Raw genomic sequence first — 26932 nt, forward strand, 5'->3', positions numbered from 1 at the left:
GCGGGTGCTGGAAACTTGATGTTGGTGCCGCTTGTCATTCCGCCCGTGGCCAACGTACTGGGCACTGTGATACGCGACGAAGCCTTACCATCGCAGGCCTTTCTGGGATTTGCAGTGCTGGCGGTCGGACTACTGATTCTGAACTGGTCCCGCTCACGTGATTGACGCCGCCCCCTGCCCGTTTTAGCTAGGTCAGAAAAAGGGACAGCGGACAATGATCTACAGCTCGGCAATGGACTGGCGCGAAGCGGCCCGGAAAAAAGTGCTGTTCTTCGGCATGTCGGGGCTGGGCAAGACCTATGTGTCAAACGTTCTACGCGACTCCGGAGACTGGTTTCACTACTCGATCGATTACCGCATCGGCACCCGATACATGGGTGAATACATCATCGACAATGCCAAGGCTGAGGCGATGAAGGTGCCTTTCCTGCGCGACCTCCTGCTGTCGGATTCGATCTATATCGGCTCGAACATCTCATTCGAAAATCTGACGCCGGTCGCCACCTATCTGGGCAAACCGGGCAACCCCGAACTGGGCGGGCTTGAACTGACGGAATATCGACGGCGGCAAGAGCAGTTTCGCCTGGCTGAAATCCACGCTCTGCTGGATACCGAGTATTTCATCGACCGCGCCAAACGCCTTTATCAGTATCCAAACTTCATTTGCGATACCGGTGGGTCTATCTGCGAGTGGGTCGATCCTGAGGACCCTGCAGATCACGTCCTGTCCGAGCTGTCCCGGCAAACCCTTATGATCTGGATTAAAGGCGATGAAGATCACACAGCCGAACTGATCCGCCGTTTCGACAAGGCACCAAAGCCGATGTCTTATCAGCCCGAGTTTCTGACCCGGGTGTGGGACGAATACCTCGCCGAACATGGTTATGCGCCCGAAGACGTCGACCCGGACGCCTTTATCCGCTGGACCTATGCCCGCGCATTGGCGCACCGCCAGCCGCGCTATCAGGCCATGGCGGACAATTGGGGTGTCGCGGTCACTGCTGACGACATGAACAAGGTCCGCGATGCCGGTGATTTCGATGAGTTGATCGAACGCACCCTTGAGACCCGGGCAAACCGGGCTTAATTACCGCCTCTACACAATAACTCCAAAGGCTTGCACCTGATGCCGATCAAGATCCCTTCCGACCTACCTGCTTACGACGTTCTCACCAAAGAGGGCGTCATGGTCATGGCAGCGGATCAGGCGATGCGTCAGGACATCCGTCCTTTGCGGATCGGGTTGTTGAATCTGATGCCCAAGAAGATTCAGACTGAAAACCAGTTTGCGCGTCTGATTGGTGCGACTCCGCTGCAGATCGACCTGTCGCTTATCCGCATGACGGAACATCGCACGAAGAACACCGCCGCCGATCATATGGCCGAGTTCTATCAACCCTTCCAAGAGGTGAAGGATCAGAAGTTCGACGGCCTGATCATCACCGGCGCGCCGATCGAACATTTGGAATTCGATGACGTCACCTATTGGGACGAAATGACCGAAGTCTTTGAGTGGACGCAGACAAATGTGCATTCCACCTTTGGTGTCTGCTGGGGCGGGATGGCGATGATCAACCATTTCCACGGCGTTCGAAAGCACATGCTGGACGCCAAGGCCTTTGGTTGTTTCCGACATCAGAACCTGGTCCCTGCATCCCCGTTTTTACGCGGCTTTTCAGACGATTGCGTCATACCGGTCAGCCGGTGGACGGAAATGAAACAAACTGAGATCAACGACGCACCCGGTCTGACGACGCTTCTGGGCAGCGAAGAGGTTGGTCCTTGTTTGGTCGAAGACCGCGCGCATCGCGCGATCTATATCTTCAACCATTTCGAATATGACAGCGATACGTTGAAGCAGGAATATGACCGCGATGTCTCGAACGGGACCCCCATCAACGTGCCGATGAATTATTATCCAGACGATGATCCGTCGCAGCCGCCACAGAACCGGTGGCGCAGCCACGCGCATCTGCTTTATGGCAACTGGATCAATGAGATTTACCAGTCCACCCCGTTCAACATGGAAAACATTGGTCATTAAAGCTCTCATATTCCTTGGCCTCGTCTTATCGGGCCTGACCCTGCTGGCCTTCTGGCGCGCAGCTCACAACGAAGCGGCGGCCGAGGCCAACTTCCCCCCTGAGGGTGAATTGGTCATGGTTGACGGGGTCGCCGTACATGCGGTGGTCATGGGCGAAGGTCCCGATGTGGTTCTGATCCACGGGTCCAGCGGCAACACCCGCGACATGACGTTTGCCCTTGCGCCAATTCTGGCCAAAAACTTCCGTGTGATCGTGTTCGACCGCCCCGGACTGGGCTATAGTGACAGCTTCAACCCAAACGGCGAAACCATTGAGGAACAAGCGCTAATCCTGCAAAAGGCTGCAGCCCAACTAGGGGCCGATAGACCCATTGTTGCGGGACAAAGCTATGGCGGGTCCGTGTCGCTGGCTTGGGCCGTCACGCGGCCCGAAAACATATCCGCCCTTGTCCTGATCGCACCAGCTGCAATCCCGTGGGAGACGCCGCTGGATGGCTTCAACAAGCTTGCGTCAACCCCGGCAGGCAACACTCTTGCCCTGCCCCTGATCACCGCGTTTGTCCCCGAATGGTACGTGGAAAAAGCGTTAGACAAGGTCTTTGCCCCTCAGGTTGCGCCGGAAGGATATTCACAGCACTTCGGCCCCGGCCTGACGATGCGGCGTGCTTCGATGCACGCCAATGCCAAGCAGCGAGCAAACCTGCTGGACGAAGTGCGCGCGCTGCAGCCCCGTTACGGCGAGATTTCTGTGCCGACAGAAGTCGTTCATGGAACGGCTGATACAACTGTCAGTTTCGCATGGCACGCCGAACAGCTGATTGACCAGATCCCCAATGCCGAGCTAATCGAACTTCCAGGGATTGGTCACATGCCACAGGTCGTGGCCGCACCCGAAGTTGCATCAGCAATCGACCGCGCTGCTGAGCGTGCAGGTTTGCGTTAAACCGCCAGCTAATCCATAGTAGGATATGGATTTTATGGCGAGGTAGCGTATGGCACGTTCGGACAAAGGTTCCATTGAGAAATACTTCCGCAAGGAAGCCCCGAAAGACGTGCGGTCGGCCATTGAAAAAGCTAAGAAAGACGACATCCTGAACCCGACCTATCCTTACGAAGAACGCATGAAGCGTAAGGATTACGACAAAGAGATGGAATTGCTCCAGATCGAGCTGGTCAAAATGCAATCCTGGGTCAAGGAAACAAACCAACGCATCGCGATCATTTTCGAAGGCCGCGATGCTGCGGGTAAAGGCGGTACCATTAAACGCTTTCGCGAGAACCTCAATCCGCGCGGTGCCCGCAACGTGGCGCTGAGCAAACCCTCTGATACCGAACGCAGCCAGTGGTATTTTCAGCGTTACATACAACACCTGCCTGCGGCCGGAGAAATCGTGTTCTTCGACCGTAGCTGGTACAACCGCGGGGTGGTTGAAAATGTCTTTGGCTTTTGCGAACCCGAAGAACGCGAGCGGTTTTTCCGACAGGTTCTGCCGCTGGAAACAGGGTTGGTAAACGACGGGATTCAACTGTTCAAGTTCTGGCTAAACGTTGGACGCGCGGAACAGTTGAACCGGTTCTTGTCACGTGAGACTGACCCGCTAAAACAATGGAAACTCAGCCCAATCGACGTTGCAGGGCTCAGCAAATGGGACGAATATACGCAGTCGATCTCAGAGACTCTGACCCGCAGCCACACAGATCATTGCCCTTGGACCATTGTTCGGTCAGATGACAAGAAACGCGCCCGAATTGCGGCCATTCGAACCGTTCTGAACGCGCTGGACTACGATGAGAAAAACAAAAAAGCTATCGGCAAGATCGACCCCCTGATCTGCGGCGGGCCCGAGGTTTGGGACGCGTGATGACAATTTCGCGCTCTATCGCCGGCAAGTGTTGGACGAACCGGTATGCGTGGATTATGTCTTGGTTCCCCAAGGCTTAAACAAAAAGGCTCGTGACACAGGCATGGCGAAACGCGGGTATCACCACGGCAATCTCAAGCAAGCCCTGATCGAGGCCGCCCTGTCGCTTGTCGAAGAAAAGGGCCCGACCGGCTTTACTCTGTCCGAGGCCGCAAAAACTGCAGGCGTAACACCGGCCGCGGTTTATAGGCATTTTCAAGGGCGCGAGGATCTGATCGCCGAGGCGGCGCGTCAGGGGTTCGAAATGTTCGCGGACCTAATGCAATACGCTTATGACACGGGCCAACCCTCGGCTCTAGCTGCTTTTGAGGCGACGGGTCGGGCTTATCTGGCTTTTGCCCGCAAACACCCTGGCCACTACATCGCCATGTTTGAAAGCGGGATATCCGTAAACCGAACGCCCGAATTGGCTCTGGCTGCGAACAGGGCCAAAAGCGTGCTGGAAAAGGCAGCTGGTGATCTTTCCCAGCATATCCCGCCGGAAAAGCGACCTCCGGCGTCGATGTTTAGTGCCCATATCTGGGCCATGAGCCACGGCGTTGTTGAGCTTTATGCACGCAACACTGGTGCAAGTTCACCATTCCCGCCAGAGGATCTACTGGAAAGCGGAATCGGTATTTATTTGCGGGGCTTGGGACTGGTGCCGCAGGACGACTGAACGCAGTTAAAACATCGGTCGTGGTGCAGGCGCGCTGAGACCCGACGTGACATTGATCAGGTCCATCGACCCCATGCCCTTGATATCAACCGGACCCAGATCGGACACCTGAAACTCGTCGATCAGGGCATATTTCATCTCTTCCGGGGCAACGATATTCATCGGATTCGCAAAGACTTGCAGACGTGAGGCAATGTTCACCGCCGGGCCAAACACATCGTAAACGTATTTCTGAATACCCACGACCGAACCGACCGCAGGCCCCATACCCAGACCGATCCGGGCCTGCCATTTATGCGGATGGCTTTCGTTGCGCCGTTCGAGATAACGAAGGAACCGGACCGCACAATGGGCGACTGCCGTTGCGTGGTCCGGCGTGGCATCCGGCATACCCGAGACAGCCAAATAAGCGTCGCCGATGGTCTTGATCCGTTCGCAACCGTATTGTTCGACGATTCTATCGAAAGCCGTGAAGATGTCGTTCAATTCGCTGAGCGTAACGGTCGGGTCGGTCTTGGCCGCGAAATCCGTAAAACCCACAAAATCCAGCATCACGACCGATACTTGATCGTACAGCTGCGGGGTGACGACACCGAAGGTTTTGAATTCCTCGTACACAGCGCGCGGCATGAGGTTCAACAACAACCGTTCGACACGCTCTTTCTCGCGTTCCAATTCGCGCGTGTTACGCTCGACCATGGTCGAATAGCTGTCGATCATGCTCTCAAGCTCGCGAATGCGAGTTATGTTCTGAAACTCCACCACCAGCACTTGCTCGGACAGGCCACTGGCCAATGAAACTGCGACGGCGAAAATTAGCGTTCGGCGCTTGGGTTTGACTTGCAATTCAACCGAATAGCGCAAGCCCGATTGTTTGACGTCCTCAAGCTCTTTTGGATCAAGATCAGGGAAATAGTCCAAAAGGGTCTGACCTTCGGTCGGCGCGCCGAACCATTCGGTAAACGGACCGTTGTGGAACACGAAACCCAAATCCGACGCCCGCACAACGGCGACACCCACGCCGATCGCACGCAGCAACTGTTCATTTATCGCCAGGATACTCATGCGGCGTCGCGCGCCACGATTATTGCCCGCTTGGACTCAATGGCATTAAGGGCAATCTTTATATGTGCGTCTTCCATACCATGCATCGAAAGGGCCTCACTAAAGAGCGCGGCCATTTCGTCAAAATCGGCGTGAGAGATTTTCAGATGACGATGGACGGCCTCAATTCTGTCATCGCTAAAGGACGCGGGCCCGCCAACCAAAGAGGAAACGAACTTGGTTTGATGATCGATCAATCGGGGCATGTCTATGTCTTCGAAGTGGCCGCCGATCTGATCAGACTCCAACGCCATTTCGTAGAACGTCATAACGACCCGAGAGATCGTTTTGAAGCCACCGTATTTTTCGTAAATAGTCTGCCCCACGACACAAAACCCAAACGTTACACACCACTAACGTCACGAGGTTATATCATATTGACAGTTTTGTTAACGCTTATGACGCGAACGCGGCGTGCAGCGACCATTCAGGTGGTCTTACTGTGACTTGAATTCAAACGCTCAGATCGTCGGTACAGGGAATGAAACCTACGTATCCCCCCTGCTCCAGCAACCGCGTTTGGCCGCCAAAACGCCAATACAGCTTACGTCCAGTGGCCTTTAGCTCTCGTCGAAGACGGAACCAAAGCGGCCCTTTGTCCAGTTCAGAGTTGGTTTTTACGTCCTGTGATCGCTCGCTGACTTTTACCTCTTCGACCGTCTGATCCTGTTGTTTCGACCATATCATCTGCACCCCAACTGCTGGAAAACACTGATACATCCGCCAATCCGGACGCGGAATTGAAACGAAGTCGTCAAGGTGATCAGAATATCTTTCGGACCAAGACAGCAGTTTTTGGCAGGCCCGCTGCGACAGCACGTAAGCCGCAGCACTTGGCGCCATCTCTAGCATGGGCCGAACGTTTACGCCCGCGATACGGGCCTCAGGCCCAAAACGAAGGGATTTGGGAGAATAGTCCAGTTTGACCATGTCAAAGGCATCTGGGTCTTCCAACAAAGCTGAGATTACAAACCCTGCCTGAGAAGACATTTCGACGTCATCTTCGAAAACAGCCACAGCATTCAGGTTTTGATCCACGGCCGTTTGCCAAACAGCACGATGGCTTTCGAAACAAGCGATTTCGCTTCGCCGCAAACCCCACCGGCTGCCGGTACCAGGAGCATAGCCATTGGCATCCAGCGCGCCACTTTGCTGTGCGTCTGTCGCGCTGAACCGGGTGGCACCCGCTAGGCCACTATGTTCAAACTGCGCCTCCATGAAATCACAGCGTGCCGGGACCCGATCTAGGTTAATAAAAAAGGCACCCGTTTTTGGTGGCAGTTCCTGACGTCCCACGGCGTTTCCTTTCAAGCGGTTACGCCAGATACACACCGGTGAGGCGGACAATCAAGTCCGTGCTTGGGCAATAAGCATTGCGTTATGCCTATTCAGAATTAGAAGCCCCGATTAAGCTGCGCTGGGAAAACAAAAAACAGGATTCTTGTAATGACGTCTCATGGATATTCTGGCGGCCGCCTCAACCTTCCGTTTGTGGGCATTTCGACTTTTGGCAAGGCTCCGTATGTCATGGATTGGGACAAAATCGAAGCCGACGTCGCCATCATGGGAGCCCCTTTTGATTTTGGCACGCAATGGCGCTCGGGCGCCCGTTTCGGCCCAAGGGCGGTGCGAGAGGCGTCGACCCTGTTCAGCTTTGGGCACGCAGGCGCGTATGATCACGAGGATGATGCCACTTACCTAGATGCCTCGGTCCGGATGGTCGATATCGGCGATGCGGATATCATTCACACCAAAACCGAAGAAAGCCACGCAAACATTCAATTCGGTGTGGAAAAGATGCTGAACGCGGGCGCCCTGCCCGTTACCATCGGCGGAGATCACTCGGTCAACATCCCGTGTATCAACGCTTTCGAGAAAGATTGCGAAAAAAACGGACCCATCCACGTTGTTCAGATCGATGCACATCTGGACTTCGTAGACGAACGCCACGGCGTGACCGCGGGACACGGCAACCCCATGCGACGCGCGATTGAAAAGCCTTACGTTTCAGGCATGACACAACTGGGCATCCGGAACGTGTCATCAACAGCCAAAGAAGGGTATGAGGACGCCCGCGCCCGTGGGTCTGACATTCTGTCCGTGCGACAGGTGCGCAAGCTTGGTACTAATGGCGTTCTGGCGCGCATCCCCGAGGGCGCACGGTACTATGTGACGATTGATATTGACGCGTTCTGCCCTTCTATCGCCTCTGGCACCGGAACGCCCAGCCACGGCGGGTTCCAGTACTATGATGTCCTAGAGATCATTCAGGGGCTTGCGAAACGCGGAGAGGTGGTTGGAATTGACCTTGTCGAAGTAGCTCCGAACTACGACCCGACCGAGAGCACGCAGATTCTGGCAGCGCAGGTTCTGTTGAACTTCATCGGATTCATTTTTCACGAACGTGGCAAGAAGGGCTAAGCGCCCTTCCTGCCGAATAGATCATGCACTGATCGTGTTGTGTTCAGGGCCGTAGGGGAAGCCAGTGATGTTCTCAGCGCCGGTTTCCTCGACCACCAAAATATCGTGTTCCCGGTATCCGCCTGCACCCTTCTGACCTTCTGGAATCCACAGCATCGGCTCAATTGAAACGACCATGCCCGGTTCCAGAACCGTATCGATATCCTCGCGCAGCTCCAGCCCCGCTTCGCGCCCGTAATAGTGACTGAGGATCCCGAAAGAATGGCCGTATCCGAATGAACGGTACTGCAGCAGGCCTTCGTCGGCGAAGAAGCGGTTGATCTCTTCACAGATTCCGGAACAGGTCGCACCCGGCTTGATCAAGCTCAGGCCCAGCTCATGCGCAGCAACATTGGCCTTCCAAATACGCAGGCTTTCAGCATCCGGCTCACCCAAGAAAAGGGTCCGTTCCAGAGCGGTGTAGTAGCCCGAGATCATCGGGAAGGTGTTCAGAGACAGGATATCGCCCTTTTCCAGCGCCCGCTTGGTGACGGGGTTATGCGCACCATCGGTGTTCAGGCCGGACTGAAACCAGACCCAGGTATCGCGGTATTCGGCGTCGGGATAAGCACGCGCAATCTCGGCTTCCATTGCGTCGCGGCCTGCCATTGCGATCTCGATCTCGGTCGCACCTTCGCGGATCGCTGCATGAATGGCCGCGCCGCCTACGTCTGCTGTCCGCGCACCACCCTTGATCAGTTCGATCTCTTCAGCCGATTTCACCATCCGCGCAGCCATCGTGTCAGGCGCAATGTCGACCAGTTCAGGTGCGCCCAACATGTCCACCGCAGTGTCACGCATCGCTAGTGTCAAATGATCACCTTCAATGCCGACGCGACGCGCCGACCCGATCAGGTTGGCCACTGCACGCCAGTAGTTGTTCCGCTTCCAATCGGTGTAGATCACGTTCTCTTCAACCGACCGTCGCCACGGTTGCCCGGCGTCGATATTCGCCGACACCGTCGTGCAAGCATCCTGCGTCACAACACAACCGTATGGGCGGCCAAACGAGCAGTACAGGAAGCCTGAGTAGTATGCGATGTTGTGCATCGACGTCAGCAAAACGGCCGGAATATCACGCGCCGTCATTGTTGCACGCAGGCTGGCAAGGCGACGATCGTATTCCGCGCGGCTGAACGGCAAAGGCGCCTTGTCGCCATTGTGGCTTGTGAAGAACTCGGGGCGATTGTTTAGATCTTTCATCTTTGACTCTCCTCAACGCCGGACTGGCATCGCCCGGCCACAAGTCCCGGCGTTCAGGACGAGCGGCCTCGGGATCCGAGAGCCATGCACCCCGCGTTTCGTCACGACGCCATCGTGACCGAGGTGCATGGTGAAATCGCTAAATCAGCTTTTGAGTCGCGTCAAGCCGGGCTGAGGCCCCGCAGACGTTCTGACCGGCGGCGCAGCAGTTCGACCGTAGTCAACAGCGCGATTGAGATCACCACAAGGATGGTCGCGACGGCCAGAATGGTCGGGCTGATCTGCTCGCGCAGGCCGGTGAACATCTGCCACGGCAGTGTCTTCTGGCTGGCCGAGCCGACAAACAGAACCACCACAACTTCGTCAAACGAAGTAATAAAGGCGAACAGTCCACCCGAAATCACACCCGGCAGGATTAGAGGCATCTGGATTTTGAAGAACGTCCGCACCGGACCCGCGCCCATATTCGCAGCAGCCCTCGTAAGTGACTGATCGAATCCCACCAACGTCGCGGTCACCGTGATGATCACGAAAGGAATCCCGAGAACAGCATGGGCCAGCACAACTTTGACATATCCGACGAAGTTCTTGTTCATGCCAAGCGAGCCTTCAAGAAAACGGCCGATGTCACTGTAGAAAAAGAACATACCGGTGGCCGAAATGATCAGCGGCACGATCATCGGTGAAATCAGGATGCCCATGATCGCCCGGCGACCCGGAACGTGCGACTGACTAAGGCCAATCGCCGCCAGTGTTCCCAACGTGACCGAGATAATGGTCGCAATCGGGGCAATGATCAGCGAGTTCTTGAAACTGCGCTGCCATTCATTGTTGGTGAAGAAGTCACGGTAGTGCTTCAGCGAATAACCCTCAGGGTCCAGACGCAGCATTTCCGGCGTAAAGGTAAAGAAGTCCTGCGCATTGAACGACAGGGGCAGAACCACAAGGATCGGCGTGATCAGGAACACGAAGATCGCGCCACAGATCACCCGGAAAGTATAGTGCCACAACACCTGACCTGCTGTCATGTAAGGCAGCAATTTTTGGCGATAGCGCCCTTCGTAGAGCCAGAAGATGAAGAACGCAAAAAACCATCCCGCCAAAAGTCCGACGATTAAGCCCGTGATGCCCGCAAAGAAAAACCCAATCGCAGCAAGTCCCAGGATCGTGATCCAACGCGCGACGCGTTCATTGTCCAGCACGTTGATATACAACCACGCCAGACCCGCCATCAGTGCAGCACCGATCACTATGCCCAACAGGACATTGTCCTGCCCGGCACCGACAAACATGCCTAGAAATCCTCCAGCGATTGCGACAGTCGGCAGAACCATCGACAGCGGTTTGCGGGATATTGGTGTAAGTGCAGCCATATTCTTTATCCCAGCTTGACGTTATCAATGCCGACGATCTTGTCGTAGCACCAGTAAAGTAGAAGAACGACCGCCAATAGTATTGTACCCAGCGCCGCAGCTAGTCCCCAGTTGAGTGACGACGAAATGTGATACGCAATCCGGTTCGAGATGAAGACACCTTTAGTGCCGCCTACGATCTCGGGCGTGATGTAGTAGCCGATCGCCAGAATGAACACGAGGATCGACCCCGCGCCGATGCCCGGAATGGATTGGGGGAAGTAAATCCGCCAGAAGGTCGTCCAGTTCGTAGCGCCCATGGATTTCGCCGCGCGAGTGTAAGTCGGCGGGATCGTCTGCATGACCGAATACATCGGCAGGATCATGAACGGCAGCAGGATATGCGTCATCGCAATGATCGTGCCGAATTGGTTGTTGATGATCACCAGCCTTGCATCATCGGCAACAAACCCCAGCCAGACCAACGTCTCGTTGATCACCCCTTGCTGTTGCAACATCACTTTCCACGCAGACGTCCGCACCAGCAGCGAGGTCCAGAACGGAAGCAGCACCAAAATCATCAGCAGGTTCGAAACGCGCATCGGCAGATTGGCCAGCAGGTACGAGATCGGATAGGCGAGCAGAATACACGAGCCAGTAATAATCAGCGACATGAACAAGGTCCGCCCGAACAGCTTGATAAGGATACGTTTATCTTCGGGTTGGGCCTGCGCACCTTCTGGCGTGCGCTGCATATCAACGGCGTTCAGGAAGTACCCATTGGTGATCGGCACTGCATGCGTCTTGATCACACGCCAGGTATTCACATCCCCCCAGCCGTCGTGAATCTCGATCAGCTTTTCCTTGAACGGCGCGTCAGCTTCTGGGTCCAATCGTTTGATCTTGCGTCCCGATTGCCTGAACATCGAGGACATTCCTGTCTGTTCGTAGTTCAGGCGTGAACCCAGTTTCGTATGTTCTTTTGCGTCAATTGCGGCGACCATATCTTTGGCAAAGGCCGCATACAGCGCCTCATCCGGTAGCTCTCCGCTTTCGGCATCCCAATTCTGCAACTCGACCACCGTAAGGGGAAGCGTTTGGGACACTATCCCGTTCTCAACCGAGCGGAACAGCATCGAAACGATCGGTATCACAAAGGACAGCAGTACAAACAGCAGCAAGGGCGCAATCAGAGCCAAAGCCCGAAGTTTTCGGCGGCGCAAGGATCGCGCCAGAGATTTCTTCAGCGGCGTGCCATCGGCAGCAAGCATCGGACCGGATTGAGTAGCGTCAGTCATCTGCGTCCCTTGGTCTTAGGTAAGCCGGGGCCAATGGCGGCCCCGGCCATGTTTTTCAGAACCGGCTTATTTTGCCAGCCATGCCTGGAATTTCGCGTCGATATCGTCGCGGTAGTCAGCCCAGAACTCGTAGTTGTACAGGAACGTGTTCTTGGCGTTTTCCGGATCAGTAGGCATGTGTGGTGCCATGTCGATACCCAGATCAGCGTGCTGACCAACCAGCGGTGCCGAAGACGCACGTGCCGGGCCGTACGAGATGTACTTGGCCTGATCCGCCAGACGCTGCGTGTCTGTTGCGAACATGATGTAGTCCAAGGCACGCTGTTGGCGCTCTTCGCTCAGACCGGCGGGAATGATCCAGCCATCCAGATCGAATACCTGCGCGTCCCACAGCATGGCAACGGGCTGCTTCTGCTCTTCGATCACACTGAACAGGCGACCGTTGTAGGTTGAGCCCATGATGACTTCGCCGTCGGCCAGCAACTGAGGCGTATCTGCACCTGCGGACCACCAGACAACGCTGTCCTTGATGGTGTCCAACTTGGCCAGAGCCTGATCCTGCCCTTCCGGGGTCGCCAGAACGTCATAAACGTCGTCTTTGGCAACGCCGTCACATAGCAGCGCCCATTCCATGTTGTTGATCGGACGTTTTTCCAGCGAACGTTTGCCCGGGTAGTTTTCCAAGTCAAACACTGCGCAGATTTCGGTCGGAGGGTTATCGCCGACCAGATCGGTACGATAGCCGAATGTGGTCGAGTACACGATCTGCGGGATAAAGCAGTCGCTGACCAGTAGATCGCCGAAGTCGTCGGAGGCAGACGTCCCATCCGGAGCCGGAGCCAGCTGGGTGTCAAAGTCAATTTCCAGCGCCAGACCTTCGTCGCAAAGACGAATGGCGTCCGCCGCAACAACGTCAACAACATCCCAGGTAACGTTGCCAGCTTCGTTCATGGCCCGCAGTTTGGCAACCGCCTCGGCCGAGCTGTCATCATTCAGGATGGTGACGCCGGTCTTTTCTGAATAGGGCTCGTGATAGGCCTTCAGTTGCGATTTGGAATAGGCTCCGCCCCAAGAGACGATCGTCATCTCTTCGGCTGACGCGGCGCCGGCAACAGCCACAATCGCACTCGCCATTAGAGTGGTTTTGGTAACTTTCATCGTTAACTCCCTGTTTTCCCGTTAATCTTTTTCATTGCGGTTGGGCCACGGGGTAACCCACGCATGCCTTTCCCCGCACATATTGGTTACACGAGCGGGGTAATTCCTGATCAGGCGTCCAATGCCCGGCAGTCGCGCGCGAGCCAGCCGATCTCGACTTCCTGGCCCGGCGACAGCCTGATAGCGTCCGGTGCGTTACGCGTCTTGATGATAAAATCATCATTCCCGGCAACCGATAGACGGAAGCGGAAGACGTCGCCCATGTAAATGAACTCTTTCACCGTCGCCTTCAGCGTGTGCGCGTCGGCGTGCAGACGATCCTTGTTGAACTCCACCCGTTCGGGCCGGATTGACACTTTGGTCCGGTCTCCCGCCGCGTGGACATTGACTGGCTTTGCATCAATTTCCGATCCATCATCCAGCGTAACAACACATTCGTCGCCGTTAATAGATTTAACAACGCCTTCCAAAGTGTTGTTTTCACCAATGAATTGAGCAACGAAGCTGTTCTCCGGCTCTTCGTACAGCAAGTCCGGCGGAGCAAGTTGCTGAATGCGCCCATCATCGAACACCGCGACGCGATCCGACATTGTCAACGCTTCGGTCTGGTCGTGGGTTACATAGACGGTGGTGATACCCAGTTCATGCGCCAGACGTGTGATTTCAAACTGCATATGCTCGCGCAGTTGTTTGTCGAGCGCGCCCAACGGTTCATCCATCAAAACCAGTTCGGGTTCGAACACCAGCGCGCGTGCCAAGGCGATCCGCTGTTGCTGACCCCCGGACAATTGCGCCGGTCGACGGCTGCCAAAGGCCCCCATCTGGACCATATCAAGTGCCCGGCGAACCTTTTCTTCTCGCGCATCCTTGCCAATATTCCGCACTTCCAGCGGAAAGGACAGATTTTCTGCCACCGTCATGTGCGGGAACAAAGCGTAGTTCTGGAATACCATGCCGATACCGCGTTTATGCGGTGGGATATTGTTGATCGGCCGTCCGTCCAACATAATCTCGCCATGTGTGGCTGTTTCAAAACCTGCCAGCATCATCAGGCAAGTTGTCTTGCCGGACCCTGAGGGCCCAAGCATTGTAAGAAACTCACCCTTCGGCATTGAAAGGTTGAGGTCTTTTACAACAAGGATCTCGCCATCATAGGATTTTTGGACATGCTGAAACTCGACGAACGCTGCGTCATTAGACATTTACCGATTAGTCTCCCCTGTGCGGTCCCTGCTTGCCCGGTTCATCCGGATCTCAAAGACCTGTCGCAGCCATTTAAGGACATGCAGGGTGCTACGCGCAACCAAAATTTGTCACCTGTTTAACGATTAGGTCGATTGCAGCAGGGTTTTCACGCGGAATTTAGTTTTCGCATGTGCCACGCAAGGCTTTGATTGCTGGAAAGCACCGGTTTTTTCAGGTGTTCCTGTACCACTGGGATGACATCAAAAGTTCTTAGATTCGTGCAACTTAGAAAAACAGCTTCAACTGATTCATCCTGCCCAAGCTTTACTGCAGCCTCAATCAGAGACTTCCGCGAAATCCGCGCGACTTTGGCCTCTTCGGCTTCTCCGAATGTGCCAAAAACATCCATCGAAATCCCGTTTCTCGAAAATGCGTTACGTAAGGGATCGTTCACTTCTTCGATATACGGGGACAAAAGCGCAAACTTTGCGACACCAAGGTCGTGGGCGCATTCGGATGCCGCGCGTAATGGGTTGGTAACAACCGACGCCTCGCAGGTCATTTGAACCATTTGCTCGACCTGTTCCGAGCCGATAACCGAGCTGGCAGAGGTGCACCCATATCCCACAACACGGTATGGGCGGGTCTTGGGCAACAGATCAGCAGCAGCGGGTAAGGCTGTTTTCATCTCGGCCAATGTATCGGTGGTCACCTCTTTCCCGCTGGGTATTCTGGAGACGTAGATGGGACAACTGCGATCAGAAAAATATGCGTTGAATTCCGGCTCAAGCGTTTCGTCTGTCTGGAGGACAATTAAACCCATCGGGGATGTGGCGGGATCATCTGCGTCAATGGCATAAGGCAAACGCGTCATATCTCGGGCAACTCCTGATCAGCGCGGGGACTAATAAAGCGAGGCTCGCCTTCAGTTATTGCGATGTTCTCTTCGTGAACAAGGATCTTGTCACCAACGGCAATGCCCGGCTCAAGCGTCAGGACCATGCCTGGCTCTAACACCGTATGGTCGGTTGGAATAAGGGACGGCCATTCTGTCAGCGACATGCCCAGACCGTGCCCCAATCGCCCTGCCCCCGTATCGGCGTCGCCGCGCGACAGCACAGAATTCATTGCCTGAAACAAATCTGCTGCCGTGGCGCCAGGACGCGCAATCTCGAATGCCGCATCCGAAGCCTCGATCAGGGCACCGTAGGCCGACTTCACCTGTGCATTGGCTGAGACGATGGCCCAATTGCGGTCGTAGTCGCAGAAATACCCATCCCAAACCAGACCGGTATCCAGCATCAGAACATCGCCCCGCTGCAGCCGCGTATCGGTCGCGGGGGAAATTACATCTGTGTAGCCACCCTGTTCCGCGCCGCCGGCAAGATACGGAACCCAATCGGCCCCCTCGTCCAGACACAGCATCTGGAACCGGCGAAAAACCGCATCCAGCGCCACACCTTCTTTCGCAATTTCGGGAACCTTTTGAAATGCGCGCCCGGCGATAGCGCAAGCCGTTTCGATCTTTGCAATTTCGGATGATGATTTCACCATTCGCAGCGCGCGAATAATACCTTCATCGCCACAAATTTCTCGCGGACCGATCGCCTGCTGCAGACGTCGAAGATCTGCTAGCGGAATTCTGACATGCGTTTCATGCCCATCGGGCAATCCTATCCTCGCGCCGTTGGGGCTCACCTCGCGAAGGGTCTCGGCCAATAGGCTGATACCGTCGTCCATCAAATCTGGTGCAGTCCAGATTCGAATGTCGTCAATCCATGTCTCTGCCATCAGCGCGGCCCCGATCGAAGGGATCACGGCAATCGGCTTGCCGCTCGCGGGAACGATCAGAAACCAGGGACGCGTTGGGCTTTCCCAAAACCGCGTTAGATACCCGGTAAAATACCGGACTTCAGGTTCCGTCGTCAGAAGCAACGCTGATAAACCTGAGGCTTGCATCCTGCGCTGCGCGCGCTCGGTGCGCGCAGCGAACTCTGAGTTGTCAAACCCCCTCATTCAGCGACCTCGGAAAAGGTGCTCAGAACCTTCGCCCACGACATCGATTGAAGGGTGCTGAGCGGGAAAAATCTGCTTTTGGTCGTTGCGATTAGAGGGTGGTGAGATTCTCAATTTGGTGTCCTTTCTGTGATGCCCATTGACGTGATCGCATTCGTCAAGTTCTGTCAACAAAACTCGCCCCAGACAGGAGCCTAAAATGCCCCATTCTGATCCAGCCTTCAGCCGCGCCGAATATGATCGAAGATTGGCAAAGACCCGCGCTGCCATGGCAGCAGCAGGTTTGGATGCCCTGTTCATCGAAGATCCTTCGAACATGGCATGGCTGACGGGTTATGACGGCTGGTCATTCTATGTGCATCAAGGTGTGCTGGTCCTGCACGACGCCGACCCGGTCTGGTGGGGTCGCAATCAAGACGCAAATGGCGCGCGTAGAACTGTTTGGATGACGAGTGATCGAATCCGCGGTTATGCGGACGAATACGTGCAATCCACCGTGCGTCATCCAATGCAGGATTTGGCCGCATTGATTACGGATGCCGGTATCGCCAAGGGGCGCATTGGTGTTGAGTTGGACAATTATTACTACTCAGCAAAGGCACACCTTACCTTGCTGGCAGAGCTACCCGAAGCACAGCTTGTCGACGCAAACGCTTTGGTCAACTGGCAGCGTGCGGTTAAATCCGATGAAGAAATCGCGCTGATGCGAAAGGCGGCCCGCATATCCGAGCATGTAACCGACGGCGTATTGGAACGCATTGAACCGGGTATGCGCAAGAATGACCTCGTCGCACAAATCTACCGTGACGCTGTCACCGGAGTTGGCAGCGACTGGGGTGACTACGCAGCCATTGTGCCCCTGCTCCCGTCCGGCCCGGATGCCGCTGCCCCCCACCTGACATGGGATGGCGAACCATTCAAAACCGGTGAGTGCACGTTTTTCGAACTGTCTGGCTGCTATCGCCGTTACCACGCACCTTTCTGTCGCTCGGTCTTTTTGGGGAAGCCACCCGACTATTTGCTTCGTGCTGAAGCTGCCCTCGTAGAAGGGCTTGAGGCGGGACTAGAAGCCGCGCGTGCCGGCAATCAGGCGCGTGACATAGCTTTGGCGCTGGCCGCCCCGCTGGAACGGGCCGGTATCGAACGCGGCGCGCGATGCGGTTATCCAATCGGCCTCAGCTATCCACCCGATTGGGGCGAACGCACGATTTCCCTGCGCCCCGAGGATGAGACCGTACTGGAACCCGGTATGACCTTTCATTTCATGCCCGGCCTTTGGATGGACGATTGGGGGTTGGAGATCACTGAGTCGATCCTCATCACTGAATCCGGACCTGCCGAATGTTTCTGCAACCGCCCCAGAAAGCTGTTTGTAAAGCCATGACCTTACCGAGAACCCTGGAACTATTAGCGGACCTGATCGTTTTTGAGACGGTGTCAGCAGATTCGAATCTGGAAATGATCAGCTATCTGACCGAACGGCTCGAGGCACTGGGCGCGCGATGTATCGTCACGCGGGACAAGACTGGCACCAAGGCCAATGTGTTTGCCACGATCGGCCCCGATCAACCCGGTGGTATCCTTCTGTCCGGCCATACGGATGTGGTGCCGGTGGCCGATCAGGACTGGACGAAAGATCCGTTTAATTTGGCGGAAAGTGACGGCAAACTCTACGGTCGCGGCACATGCGACATGAAGGGCTTTATCGCTGCGGCGGTGGCTTTCGGCGAAACACTGGAGGCCCGGAAGCTGACCCAGCCACTGCACTTTGCCTTTACTTACGATGAAGAAGTCGGCTGCCTTGGTGCCCAAACGCTGGTTGATGATCTGTCTGATCGCGGCATTGTCCCGGACATTGCAATTATTGGCGAGCCGACCGAGATGCGCGTGATCGAGGGTCACAAGGGCTGCTTTGAATATACCACCCGCTTCTACGGGCTAGAGGGACACAGCTCGGCTCCCGATGACGGGGTGAATGCTGCAGAATATGCTGCACGATATATCGGCAAACTGCTGGAGTTGCGCCACATTCTCAAGTCTCGCGCACCGGCAGACAGCCGGTTCGAGCCGCCCTGGACCACTGTCAATATCGGGCAAATCACCGGGGGTGTTGCCCACAATGTCATCGCCAGCAAGGCCGAGGTCTTGTGGGAGATGCGGCCTGTGCAAGCAAGTGACGCCGACCTCGTCAAAAAGACCCTTTCGGACTACGTAAAGCATTCGTTGCTGCCGGAAATGCAAGCGGTCCACAGTGACTCGAGTATCACGCAAGAGGCTATCGCCGAGGTCGAAGGCCTTGAGCCCATGGAAGAAAACGCAGCCCGTGATCTGGTCGCCGAACTGACCGGGGCCAACGGTACAGGTGTCGTTGCCTTTGCGACCGAGGCCGGATTGTTTCAGAAGCTTGGCGTTCACGCGATCGTTTGCGGGCCAGGTTCAATCGCACAGGCCCACAAGGCGGACGAGTTCCTCGAGATTGAACAGTTGGACATGTGCTGCAGAATGCTAACCCGCTTGGGTCATCGCCTCACCCGTTAACCACGCCGTGGGTGCGGTCATATTTTGACCGATCTGGTTGCACATGCGCAGCCCGTGCGTCCTCGCCTGGGTCGTAGACTTCCATCACCAACGGATAGCAGGCCGCCGCGTCTGAGGAGTGTTCCGAGGAACAATCCCCTCCGGGGCACGCAGACAGGCCGACGATCAGATCGATTTCTGCGTGGAACTCAAGGTAATCGCCGGGGCGTACCGGGCTGGCTTTCATAAAATACTGGCCGGTATCGCGGGTAAATCCAGTGCACATGAACACGTTCAGCACGTCATGCACCAGCATCTCGGCCTCATGCAGCGGCAGGTCGCAATGGCTGGCCAGTGCGCGGGTAAGGTTCGAGTGGCAGCAATAGTGATAGTCGTCCCCCGAAAGCAAACGCCCGGTATACGGATCACACCGTGTGCCAATCACGTCATGGACCGATCCGCCATAGGAATCGAACCCGTACCAATCCAAAGTATCAGCCACGATCGTCGCCATCGGTCGCATATTGGGAAAGCTCGACCACATCCGGTCTCCGGTGGACAGGTGCGTGCCGTGCAGCGCGCGGGTTTTGCCGGAGTAGAACCGCTCGGTCAGGTCATGCTTGTTCCACATGTTCAGGTCACCGACCTGCGGACCATCGACCGATACCACCCTGACAAAAGCGCCTGCTGGAACTTCAATACAGGCCGCATCGCGCGGCGCTGCTATGACTTCAGCCGTTTTGACCGCGCCTTCGCGCAGTATAGACAAGGTGGTTAAGTCTGGTGGATCAAGCGATTCCGGCGGGTAGCAGATAACTGGCGCAATCGCCTTGCGGTCTGCCGCATCTACGGGCGGCGGGAAGTTTGGTTTTACTAGCTTCATAGTCGCCTCCCATCCCGGCCCGATGCCCTGCTTTGCCGATTCTTTAACGCATTATGAAGGGGTTCGCCATCGGCTCTTGCGCGGTGCTGATCCAGGTGGTCTTGGTTCTGGTGTAATCCAGGATCGCCTCAACGCCGGCCTCGCGGCCATATCCCGACTGATTGAACCCGCCAAACGGCGCGATAGGAGAGATCGCGCGATAGGTGTTCACCCAGCAGATCCCAGCCCTGATCCGTTTTGATACGCGATGCGCGCGCGCCAGGTTCTGAGTGAATACACCGGACCCCAACCCGTAGGGCGTGCTGTTTGCCAGCTCGATAGCTTCTTCTTCGGTATCGAACGGCAACAAGGACATGACAGGTCCGAACATTTCGACCTTCAACGTTTCGGTCTCGGGCGACACGCATTCGACCAAAGTGGGGTTCATGTAATTTCCGGCACGGTCTGCAACTTTTCCGCCGAGATGAATTACAGCTCCCTGCCCCCGCGCTTTGGCCAAAGTCTCTTCGATCTTGCGCACCTGCGCTGCCGTGCAAAGCGGTCCAACATGCGTTTCGGGCTGCAAAGGATCACCCAACCGGATGGCGCTGGCCTTTTCGGCGATCCGTTCGACTAGAGGTTCCAGGATCGACCGATGCACCAGACCGCGCGTACCTGCCACACAACTTTGGCCTGATGCGCCAAAATTCCCCGCAATCAGGCCATTTGCTGCACCGTCCAGATCAGCATCTTCGAACACGAGGATCGGAGATTTTCCACCCAGTTCCAGAGAGGTGACGGCAAAGTTCTCGGCTGAGTTTCGCACCACATGGCGGGCGGTCTCAGGCCCGCCGGTAAAGGCAATTCGGTCGACATCAGGATGGCGGGTCAGTGGAATTGCGCAGTTTTCCGCATCACCGGTGATGACCGACACAACACCGGGCGGGAACCCCGCTTGTTCGATCAGCTTTGCGAATTCCAGCATCGGCGCAGGTGCTATTTCCGACGCCTTCAGCACCACAGAGCACCCTGCAGCCAACGCCGGGCCCAGCTTGGTCGCGGTCAGGAACATTTGCGCGTTCCACGGCACAATGGCGGCAACAACGCCGATCGCTTCGCGTGTGGTAAAGACGTGCATGTCAGGCTTGTCGATCGGCAGGACCGTGCCTTCGACCTTGTCTGCCAGCCCCGCAAAGTAACGGTAGTAATCCGCGACATACCCGGTCTGAGCCGAGGTTTCTGCCAACAACTTTCCGCTGTCGGTCGTCTCCAACTCACCCAGCCGGGCCGCGTTCTCGGCAACCAATTCGGCCAGTCGATACAAAAGTTTGCCCCGCTGGGTCTGCGTCATATCCCGCCATTCAGGATCATCCAAAACACGTTTGGCAGCAGCGATGGCGCGGTCGACATCCTCGGACGAGGCGCAAGCGAAGGTGGCCCATCCTTGACCAGTCGCCGGGTTTTCAGACGTCATTACCTGTGAGGCTGCCCCTTCGGTCCAGGCGCCATCAATGAAAAGCTGAAAATGCGGAAGGTTTCCCATGGTGGTCCTCACTGAAATGCTGGCATGACGTCGTCGATGAACCGCGCCAAAGACGCGCGCTTGCGTTCATTGGTCATGCCGCTGTCGACCCAGAACGAAAACTCGTCATATCCAAGATCTTCATAGCGTTTGATCCTGTCGATCACCTGTTGGGCAGTCCCAACTGTCAGATCGCGGCCCAACTTTTCTTTGGTATACATCGGGTTCGCGTCCATCTCGGCCTCGGTAATCGGCTTGATCAAGCCCTGTTCAACCGGCCGTTTGTTCATGAACCATGCACCAAAGTAATTGTAGTACCGGCGCAGATCTTGCACGCCCCGTGCTACGTCGTCGTCATCTTTGGCGACATAGGTGTGGTGCAACAGCATGATTTTGGGGCGCGGCCCCGCATAGCTATCGCAGGCATCGTTGAACCGCCCCATCAGTGTTTCAATCTCTTCCATCCCCTGCCACAGCGGGGTGACTTGAATATTGAAACCGTTGTGAACGCCGAATTCATGACTGTTTGGATCCCGCGCGGCGATCCAGATTGGCGGGCCGTCCTTCTGATATGGCTTCGGTGCCGAAGTTGCGGCCGGAAACGCATAGAACTCGCCTTCATGGGCACAATCGCCCTTCCAGATCTGAGGCAACAGCGGGGTGGACTCGCGCATGCGCTGCCCCGCTTCCCAAGCGTCCATTCCCGGCATCAGGCGTTCGTATTCATAGGAATACGCACCGCGCGCGATCCCCAACTCGATACGCCCTTTCGTCATCTGATCCGCTGCGGCGGCTTCACCGGCCAGTTTGATCGGATGCCAAAACGGCGCAATAACGGTTCCTGTCCCTAGCCGCACATTGCGCGTGTGATGCGCCAGATCGACCAGCGACAGAAACGGGTTGGGGGCAATGGTGAACTCCATCCCATGATGTTCACCTGTCCAAACTGCCCGCATGCCCCCGTCATCAGCCATCTTCACCAGGCTCACGAATTCATCATACAGAACATCGTGAGGCTGATCCGGGGTCAGACGTTCCACGTGGGCAAACAGTGAAAACTCCATCAAATGGCTCCTTTACCGAAACTGTGAATTTCGCCGCGTTCGGCGTCACCGAGATACAGCCCGAAAACGCCCTCGCGGGCTTCAAGGGCGTAGCGGGTCATCATGTGGTGCAAGCTGTTACTGGCGTAAGTCAGATCGGTTAGATCACCGATATCTACCCATTCGGCATTTTCTATCGGGGTGTTCTGAGCACAAGACGCCAGAAAGAACGTGTATTGAAGGTTCGTTTCCGCATCGTTGAACGACGAATAGACCTGTTCAATCTGCGCCTGAATACCACGACCGGAAAGGCCTTGTGCCAACCTGTTGCGTTGCCCTCCGGGTTCTGCACCGGCGATTTGAACCGGGCGAAACGCGCCGTCGTGGCGCTCCAGAAGAACCTTTTCATTCGCCGCAACGATCGCTCCGCAGATCGTTGGCACCCGGGCGTCCATCTCACGCTCAAGTCCAAGACTGAAATACGATCCGTTCACATACCCCAGACCGTTACCACCGATATGGTTGAACTCTTTGACGCGGCCAATCAGAACCGTATGGTCGCCGGTAGGCAGCGCCTGATGCGTTTCGCAGCTGAATTGCGCCAGCGCCCCGTCGATCAGCGGCAACCCATTTGGGCCGTCGCGATGCGTCACCCGACCAAATCGGTCGCCCTTGAAGCTTGCGAAGGTGTTGGAAATATCCTGCTGACCATCCGCCAGAACATTCACCGCAAAATGCGAGCATTCGGCAAAGATATCGTGGCTGGAAAGAAACTTGCCGGGGCAGACCAACAGCAAAGGCGGATCAAGCGACACGGATGTGAAGGAATTCGCTGTGAACCCAAAGGGCGTACCAGAGGTATCGCGGGTCGTCACAACCGTCACTCCGGTCATGAAATTGCCGAACGCGTCACGCAAGGCACGAGTGTCAATCCGGGTCATGGCAGGCACCTCCGCACGAACTCAAGCAGCTTGGAGTTAACGTCAGCCGGATGCGTCATGGGCATCATATGGGCGGCTTCAGGAACGATCTCGACCTGCCCGTTTGACACCTGTTGCGCCATGCCACGTGACATGTCCGGCGTGGAATTCGGCTCATCTGCGCCCGTCATAAACAACGCAGGGCATTCGATTTTCGCCAGTTGCGCGTCTGTCAGCCCATCGCTTTCGGCAAAAACTGTATAGGCTGCCTTGTAAGCACCCGGATTGACCTCTGTCAGCCATCGCGAACAGGCCTTGCGCTCATCGGTTGCTTGATCGCCAAACCAACGTTGCAGAGTCCCGGAAGGGTCATTCACGGACCATGCATCCAACGCAGCCGCACGCGACTGAATTGCAGCGCGCGCTTCCGGGGATCTGCGGTAGATCGCGTTCAGCGCGGCCACGCCCATCACTTGATCATGACGTGACGCTGCAATGTCCAAAGCGATCAATGCACCCATCGAGTGTCCAACCAGCACGGCAGGTTCAGTCAACAGGGCCGCAATCGGATCAGCGTACCCTTTCAATCCAATGGGGCGGTTGAACAGGGTTTCCCCGTGGCCGGGCATGTCCGGACACAGAACCCGGTACCCGGCGGCGGAGAGTGCATCGATTTGCGCGCCCCAGGCTTCCGCCCTTAGCCCAACGCCGTGGAGCAGAACCACGAGAGGCCCCTCTGCGACGTCAATGGCTGAAAGCCCGCCGATGTCAGACCGAGGCCGGATTGTCCACGTCATGGCCCAGATCCTTCAAATCCTGATAACGATCTCCGATGCGATGATGCGGACGGCCCGAGGTCGCGCCGCCCAGAACCACGACAATCTCATCTGCGCGGGGTGCGTCGGGAATCGCAAATTGCAGCGTCAGGTAATGCGACCGGCGGCCCGCATCGTTCTTGTCCATCAACGGCACCATGATTGGTGTGTTCGCTGGACCCCTGGTATTTGTGAACGACAGGTAGGATTTAGCGCCAACTGCTTGCCGGAAGATATTTCCGAAATGCAACGTGTGGATCAGGCCTGAGGCATGTTCGACCTCTCCGTCCAGTCCTACGACAGCCGCCTTACCATAGGCTTCTATCGCCTCACCACTTCCGGCAAGTGCGATCATCCTGTCGGTCAGTTCCTGACCCAGGATCGGGCCATAGGCCAGAATTTCGGGCCGCAGGTCCTCGACATAGCGCCCCGCCCAAGGGTTGGTCACAACCGCCGCCACGGCGAATGTTCGCCACGGCCGGTCGGCTTTGCGAAACCCTTCGACCAGCACTTCTTCGTCAAAGGTCACTATTTTTCGAATTTCCGGCTGCACGATATCCCCCAATCTTGAGTATGGAAAATATCTTTGATCGGCCGGCACTTTGACAAACGAAAGAAGTTGGGTCTTAGGTATTAACAAAACTACTAGGTCGGTTACACATGCCCAAAACGCTACCACCGCTTACATGGTTCAGGTCCTTCGAGGCTGCGGCTCGAAGGCTAAGTTCAACCGCGGCGGCAGATGAAATCGGATTGACCCAATCTGCGGTGAGCCAGCAAATCAGATCGCTGGAGTCGCGGCTTGGTGTCGTGCTGTTTCATCGGCATCCGCGCGGCCTTTCCCTGACGGATGAAGGGCGAAAACTGTTGCCGCAAGTCGAAGCCGCGTTGCAGATGTTGCAATCTGCGGCGTCTCCGTACTTGGCAGAAGAACGCGCCAGGCACGTCACAGTTGCTGCATCGATCAGTATCATCGAATGGTTGATTTCCCCGGCCCTGCCCCAGTTCCGGGACCAAAATCCAGATACGTCCGTTCGCTTTGTCAGCACAATCTGGCCCGATGAATACTCGGCCCTACGTGCCGATGTTGAAATCCGGTTCGGGTCGGCAAAACAGGTCGGGCGGGATGCCAAGCCATTAAAACCAAATGACCTGATCGCGGTAAAGGCACCTGGCTTGGCCGGCGATTTCCAGAACTTGCCCCTGATCGAAGCCGTGGGGACGTCGGACAATTGGTCCACCTGGGCAGAAGTCACCGGCCACACCATCCATACACCGGCATACTACGTCGATTCCTATGGGCTGGCCTTACAATTGGCTGCCTCTGGGAATGGCGTGGCTCTGGTGAATTCGCTTATTGCTGAACATGCCCTGCGAACCGGACAGGTTGAGCGTGTTTATGATGCGACCGCTCTGGCGACCGAAGGCTACTTCCTGGCCATTCAACGCGCATCTCCCGAAGTCGACGCATTTGTATCGTGGTTTTCCCAATTGGTTCCTGGTGCTGCGAAAGAAAGGGTCTGATTCAGACATGCCGATGTCGCATCTGAGGATATCACCGTACGGAAAAATAGTGAATTCTGGAAAAAAAGGTCCGATTCATGCGATATTCCGGCTTTCGAGTCATCAAAGAGGCGCTTACCGGCCACAAAGGGTGGAAACCGGTCTGGCGCGACCCTGAACCCAAAGACCATTACGACATCATCGTTATTGGTGGCGGCGGTCATGGGCTGGCGACGGCGCACTATCTGTCCAAGGTTTACGGTCAGCGAAACGTTGCGGTTGTCGAGAAAGGTTGGATCGGCGGCGGCAATGTCGGGCGGAACACGACGATCGTTCGCTCGAACTATATGCTCGACGGGAACGAGCCGTTTTACGAGTTCTCGATGAAATTGTGGGAAGGGCTAGAACAAGACCTGAACTATAACGCGATGATGAGCCAGCGCGGCATCATCAACCTGTTCCACACGGACGGTCAACGCGATGCTTATATCCGGCGCGGCAACGCCATGATCCTGAACGGCGCTGACGCCGAGCTGCTGGATGCCGAGCATGTGCGCAAGGAACACCCTTACCTGAATTTCGACGACGCGAGGTTTCCAATCAAAGGTGGATTGGTGCAACGACGCGGGGGAACGGCGCGCCATGATGCGGTCGCGTGGGGATTTGCGCGTTCCGCCGACAGCCACGGTGTGGACATCATCCAGAATTGCGAGGTCACAGGCCTTCGGATCGAAAACGGGAAGTGCCTGGGCATTGAAACGTCAAAAGGCTTTATCGGAGCGAACAAAGTCGGGTGCGCTGTTGCCGGAAACTCGGGCCGCGTGATGGGCATGGCGGGAATGCGTCTGCCGATCGAAAGTCATGTATTGCAGGCCTTCGTGTCCGAGGGTCTGAAGCCTGTATTGCCCAGCGTTATCACCTATGGGGCCGGACATTTCTATGTCAGCCAGTCCGACAAAGGCGGGTTGGTCTTTGGCGGTGATATCGACGGCTATAACACCTACGCCCAACGTGGAAATCTGCCTGTGGTCGAGGATGTCTGCGAAGGCGGCGTCTCGTTGATGCCAATGATCGGCCGCGCCCGTCTGCTGCGCATGTGGGGTGGTGTTATGGACATGTCGATGGACGGCTCGCCCATTATCGACCGCACACCGGTTGAGGGGCTCTATTTCAACGGCGGCTGGTGTTATGGCGGATTCAAGGCAACCCCCGCATCGGGCCATTGCTTTGCGCATCTGCTGGCGAAGGACGAACCGCACCCAACGGCCACGGCCTATCGACTGGACCGGTTCCGCACGGGTCGGATGATCGACGAAAAAGGCGTGGGCAACCAGCCCAACCTGCACTGAG

Annotated in this window: 27 protein-coding genes; 11 read left to right on the plus strand and 16 right to left on the minus strand. The window is 56.2% G+C overall.

From position 1 onward, the window contains the following. The first annotated feature begins 18 nt into the window (after positions 1 to 18). The 6 genes from GOW92_RS25270 to GOW92_RS02335 all read left to right on the plus strand — a co-directional run bounded on the left by GOW92_RS25270 (position 19) and on the right by GOW92_RS02335 (position 4624). Complete coding sequence (locus GOW92_RS25270) at positions 19 to 165, plus strand: hypothetical protein (protein WP_368040244.1); 147 nt, start codon at positions 19 to 21, stop codon at positions 163 to 165. A gap of 49 nt (positions 166 to 214) precedes the next feature. Next, complete coding sequence (locus tag GOW92_RS02315) at positions 215 to 1087, plus strand: ATPase (protein WP_170557602.1); 873 nt, start codon at positions 215 to 217, stop codon at positions 1085 to 1087. A gap of 39 nt (positions 1088 to 1126) precedes the next feature. Next, complete coding sequence (metA, locus tag GOW92_RS02320; protein ID WP_170557604.1) at positions 1127 to 2044, plus strand: homoserine O-acetyltransferase MetA; 918 nt, start codon at positions 1127 to 1129, stop codon at positions 2042 to 2044. Then, entirely contained in the window at positions 2034 to 2987 is a 954-nt protein-coding gene (locus tag GOW92_RS02325) for an alpha/beta fold hydrolase (protein WP_254452876.1), read from the plus strand. Before metA ends, GOW92_RS02325 begins: the two co-directional genes overlap by 11 nt. Positions 2988 to 3036: 49 nt before the next feature. Then, complete coding sequence (ppk2, locus tag GOW92_RS02330; protein WP_170557608.1) at positions 3037 to 3906, plus strand: polyphosphate kinase 2; 870 nt, start codon at positions 3037 to 3039, stop codon at positions 3904 to 3906. 103 nt (positions 3907 to 4009) lie between these two features. Then, positions 4010 to 4624, plus strand: a complete 615-nt coding sequence (locus GOW92_RS02335) for a TetR/AcrR family transcriptional regulator (protein ID WP_170557610.1) — start codon at positions 4010 to 4012, stop codon at positions 4622 to 4624. A 6-nt stretch (positions 4625 to 4630) separates the two neighbouring features. Here the strand turns inward: GOW92_RS02335 and GOW92_RS02340 are convergent, their stop codons facing one another. The 3 genes from GOW92_RS02340 to GOW92_RS02350 form a co-directional block, all read right to left on the minus strand. Next, entirely contained in the window at positions 4631 to 5689 is a 1059-nt protein-coding gene (locus GOW92_RS02340) for an adenylate/guanylate cyclase domain-containing protein (protein WP_170557612.1), read from the minus strand. Further along, positions 5686 to 6054 (minus strand): group I truncated hemoglobin, encoded by a 369-nt coding sequence (locus GOW92_RS02345; protein WP_170557614.1) that lies wholly within the window; start codon positions 6052 to 6054, stop codon positions 5686 to 5688. The genes GOW92_RS02340 and GOW92_RS02345 overlap by 4 nt, the downstream gene beginning before the upstream one ends. Positions 6055 to 6181: 127 nt before the next feature. Continuing rightward, on the minus strand, positions 6182 to 7024 hold the full coding sequence (locus tag GOW92_RS02350) for a glycosyltransferase family 25 protein (protein ID WP_170557616.1): 843 nt from the start codon (positions 7022 to 7024) through the stop codon (positions 6182 to 6184). Positions 7025 to 7174: 150 nt separating this feature from the next. Between GOW92_RS02350 and speB the strand changes: the two genes are divergently transcribed. After that, a complete protein-coding gene (speB, locus tag GOW92_RS02355) occupies positions 7175 to 8149 on the plus strand; it encodes an agmatinase (RefSeq protein WP_170557619.1) in 975 nt (324 codons plus the stop codon). Positions 8150 to 8170: 21 nt separating this feature from the next. Here speB and GOW92_RS02360 read toward each other — a convergent pair whose 3' ends face one another. The 7 genes from GOW92_RS02360 to GOW92_RS02390 form a co-directional block, all read right to left on the minus strand. After that, positions 8171 to 9391, minus strand: coding sequence for an aminopeptidase P family protein (locus tag GOW92_RS02360; RefSeq protein WP_170557621.1), 1221 nt, complete (start codon positions 9389 to 9391; stop codon positions 8171 to 8173). A gap of 161 nt (positions 9392 to 9552) precedes the next feature. Next, positions 9553 to 10764, minus strand: a complete 1212-nt coding sequence (locus GOW92_RS02365) for an ABC transporter permease (protein WP_170557623.1) — start codon at positions 10762 to 10764, stop codon at positions 9553 to 9555. 5 nt (positions 10765 to 10769) lie between these two features. Beyond that, positions 10770 to 12041 carry an ABC transporter permease gene (locus tag GOW92_RS02370; RefSeq protein ID WP_170557625.1) on the minus strand — a complete coding sequence of 424 codons (1272 nt, stop codon included), beginning with the start codon at positions 12039 to 12041 and terminating at the stop codon, positions 10770 to 10772. Positions 12042 to 12107: 66 nt separating this feature from the next. After that, a complete protein-coding gene (locus tag GOW92_RS02375) occupies positions 12108 to 13199 on the minus strand; it encodes an extracellular solute-binding protein (protein ID WP_170557627.1) in 1092 nt (363 codons plus the stop codon). A gap of 110 nt (positions 13200 to 13309) precedes the next feature. Beyond that, the gene (locus GOW92_RS02380) at positions 13310 to 14401 is read right to left on the minus strand and encodes an ABC transporter ATP-binding protein (protein WP_170557630.1); all 1092 of its coding nucleotides are present in this window, start codon (positions 14399 to 14401) and stop codon (positions 13310 to 13312) included. A gap of 149 nt (positions 14402 to 14550) precedes the next feature. Beyond that, positions 14551 to 15258, minus strand: coding sequence for a maleate cis-trans isomerase family protein (locus GOW92_RS02385; RefSeq protein ID WP_170557632.1), 708 nt, complete (start codon positions 15256 to 15258; stop codon positions 14551 to 14553). Further along, on the minus strand, positions 15255 to 16400 hold the full coding sequence (locus GOW92_RS02390; RefSeq protein ID WP_170557634.1) for a M24 family metallopeptidase: 1146 nt from the start codon (positions 16398 to 16400) through the stop codon (positions 15255 to 15257). Before GOW92_RS02390 ends, GOW92_RS02385 begins: the two co-directional genes overlap by 4 nt. A gap of 199 nt (positions 16401 to 16599) precedes the next feature. Here GOW92_RS02390 and doeA point away from each other — a divergent pair, with 199 nt between their 5' ends. Next, a complete protein-coding gene (gene doeA, locus GOW92_RS02395; RefSeq protein WP_170557636.1) occupies positions 16600 to 17784 on the plus strand; it encodes an ectoine hydrolase DoeA in 1185 nt (394 codons plus the stop codon). Next, positions 17781 to 18938 (plus strand): acetylornithine deacetylase, encoded by a 1158-nt coding sequence (gene argE / locus GOW92_RS02400; RefSeq protein WP_170557637.1) that lies wholly within the window; start codon positions 17781 to 17783, stop codon positions 18936 to 18938. The genes doeA and argE overlap by 4 nt, the downstream gene beginning before the upstream one ends. Here argE and GOW92_RS02405 read toward each other — a convergent pair. From GOW92_RS02405 to GOW92_RS02430, 6 genes are read right to left on the minus strand one after another with little or no spacing between them, the layout of a single operon-like run. Then, positions 18928 to 19800: an urea carboxylase-associated family protein gene (locus GOW92_RS02405; protein ID WP_170557638.1), complete on the minus strand. Its 873-nt coding sequence runs from the start codon at positions 19798 to 19800 to the stop codon at positions 18928 to 18930. The genes argE and GOW92_RS02405 overlap by 11 nt on opposite strands. A gap of 43 nt (positions 19801 to 19843) precedes the next feature. Next, on the minus strand, positions 19844 to 21322 hold the full coding sequence (locus GOW92_RS02410) for an aldehyde dehydrogenase (RefSeq protein ID WP_170557639.1): 1479 nt from the start codon (positions 21320 to 21322) through the stop codon (positions 19844 to 19846). An 8-nt stretch (positions 21323 to 21330) separates the two neighbouring features. Then, on the minus strand, positions 21331 to 22365 hold the full coding sequence (locus GOW92_RS02415; RefSeq protein ID WP_170557640.1) for an LLM class flavin-dependent oxidoreductase: 1035 nt from the start codon (positions 22363 to 22365) through the stop codon (positions 21331 to 21333). After that, entirely contained in the window at positions 22365 to 23285 is a 921-nt protein-coding gene (locus GOW92_RS02420) for a flavin reductase family protein (protein ID WP_170557641.1), read from the minus strand. Before GOW92_RS02420 ends, GOW92_RS02415 begins: the two co-directional genes overlap by 1 nt. Beyond that, entirely contained in the window at positions 23282 to 24061 is a 780-nt protein-coding gene (locus GOW92_RS02425; RefSeq protein WP_170557642.1) for an alpha/beta fold hydrolase, read from the minus strand. Before GOW92_RS02425 ends, GOW92_RS02420 begins: the two co-directional genes overlap by 4 nt. Continuing rightward, positions 24033 to 24632: an amino acid synthesis family protein gene (locus GOW92_RS02430; RefSeq protein WP_170557643.1), complete on the minus strand. Its 600-nt coding sequence runs from the start codon at positions 24630 to 24632 to the stop codon at positions 24033 to 24035. The genes GOW92_RS02425 and GOW92_RS02430 overlap by 29 nt, the downstream gene beginning before the upstream one ends. 107 nt (positions 24633 to 24739) lie before the next feature. Here GOW92_RS02430 and GOW92_RS02435 point away from each other — a divergent pair, with 107 nt between their 5' ends. Together GOW92_RS02435 and GOW92_RS02440 are read left to right on the plus strand one after the other, a co-directional pair. Further along, a complete protein-coding gene (locus GOW92_RS02435; protein WP_170557645.1) occupies positions 24740 to 25603 on the plus strand; it encodes a LysR family transcriptional regulator in 864 nt (287 codons plus the stop codon). Between the two features lie 77 nt (positions 25604 to 25680). Beyond that, positions 25681 to 26931: a sarcosine oxidase subunit beta family protein gene (locus GOW92_RS02440; protein ID WP_170557647.1), complete on the plus strand. Its 1251-nt coding sequence runs from the start codon at positions 25681 to 25683 to the stop codon at positions 26929 to 26931. Position 26932 lies beyond the last annotated feature (1 nt).

It is taken from the genome of Ruegeria atlantica (genome assembly GCF_013032505.1).
Lineage (GTDB): Bacteria > Pseudomonadota > Alphaproteobacteria > Rhodobacterales > Rhodobacteraceae > Ruegeria > Ruegeria atlantica_F.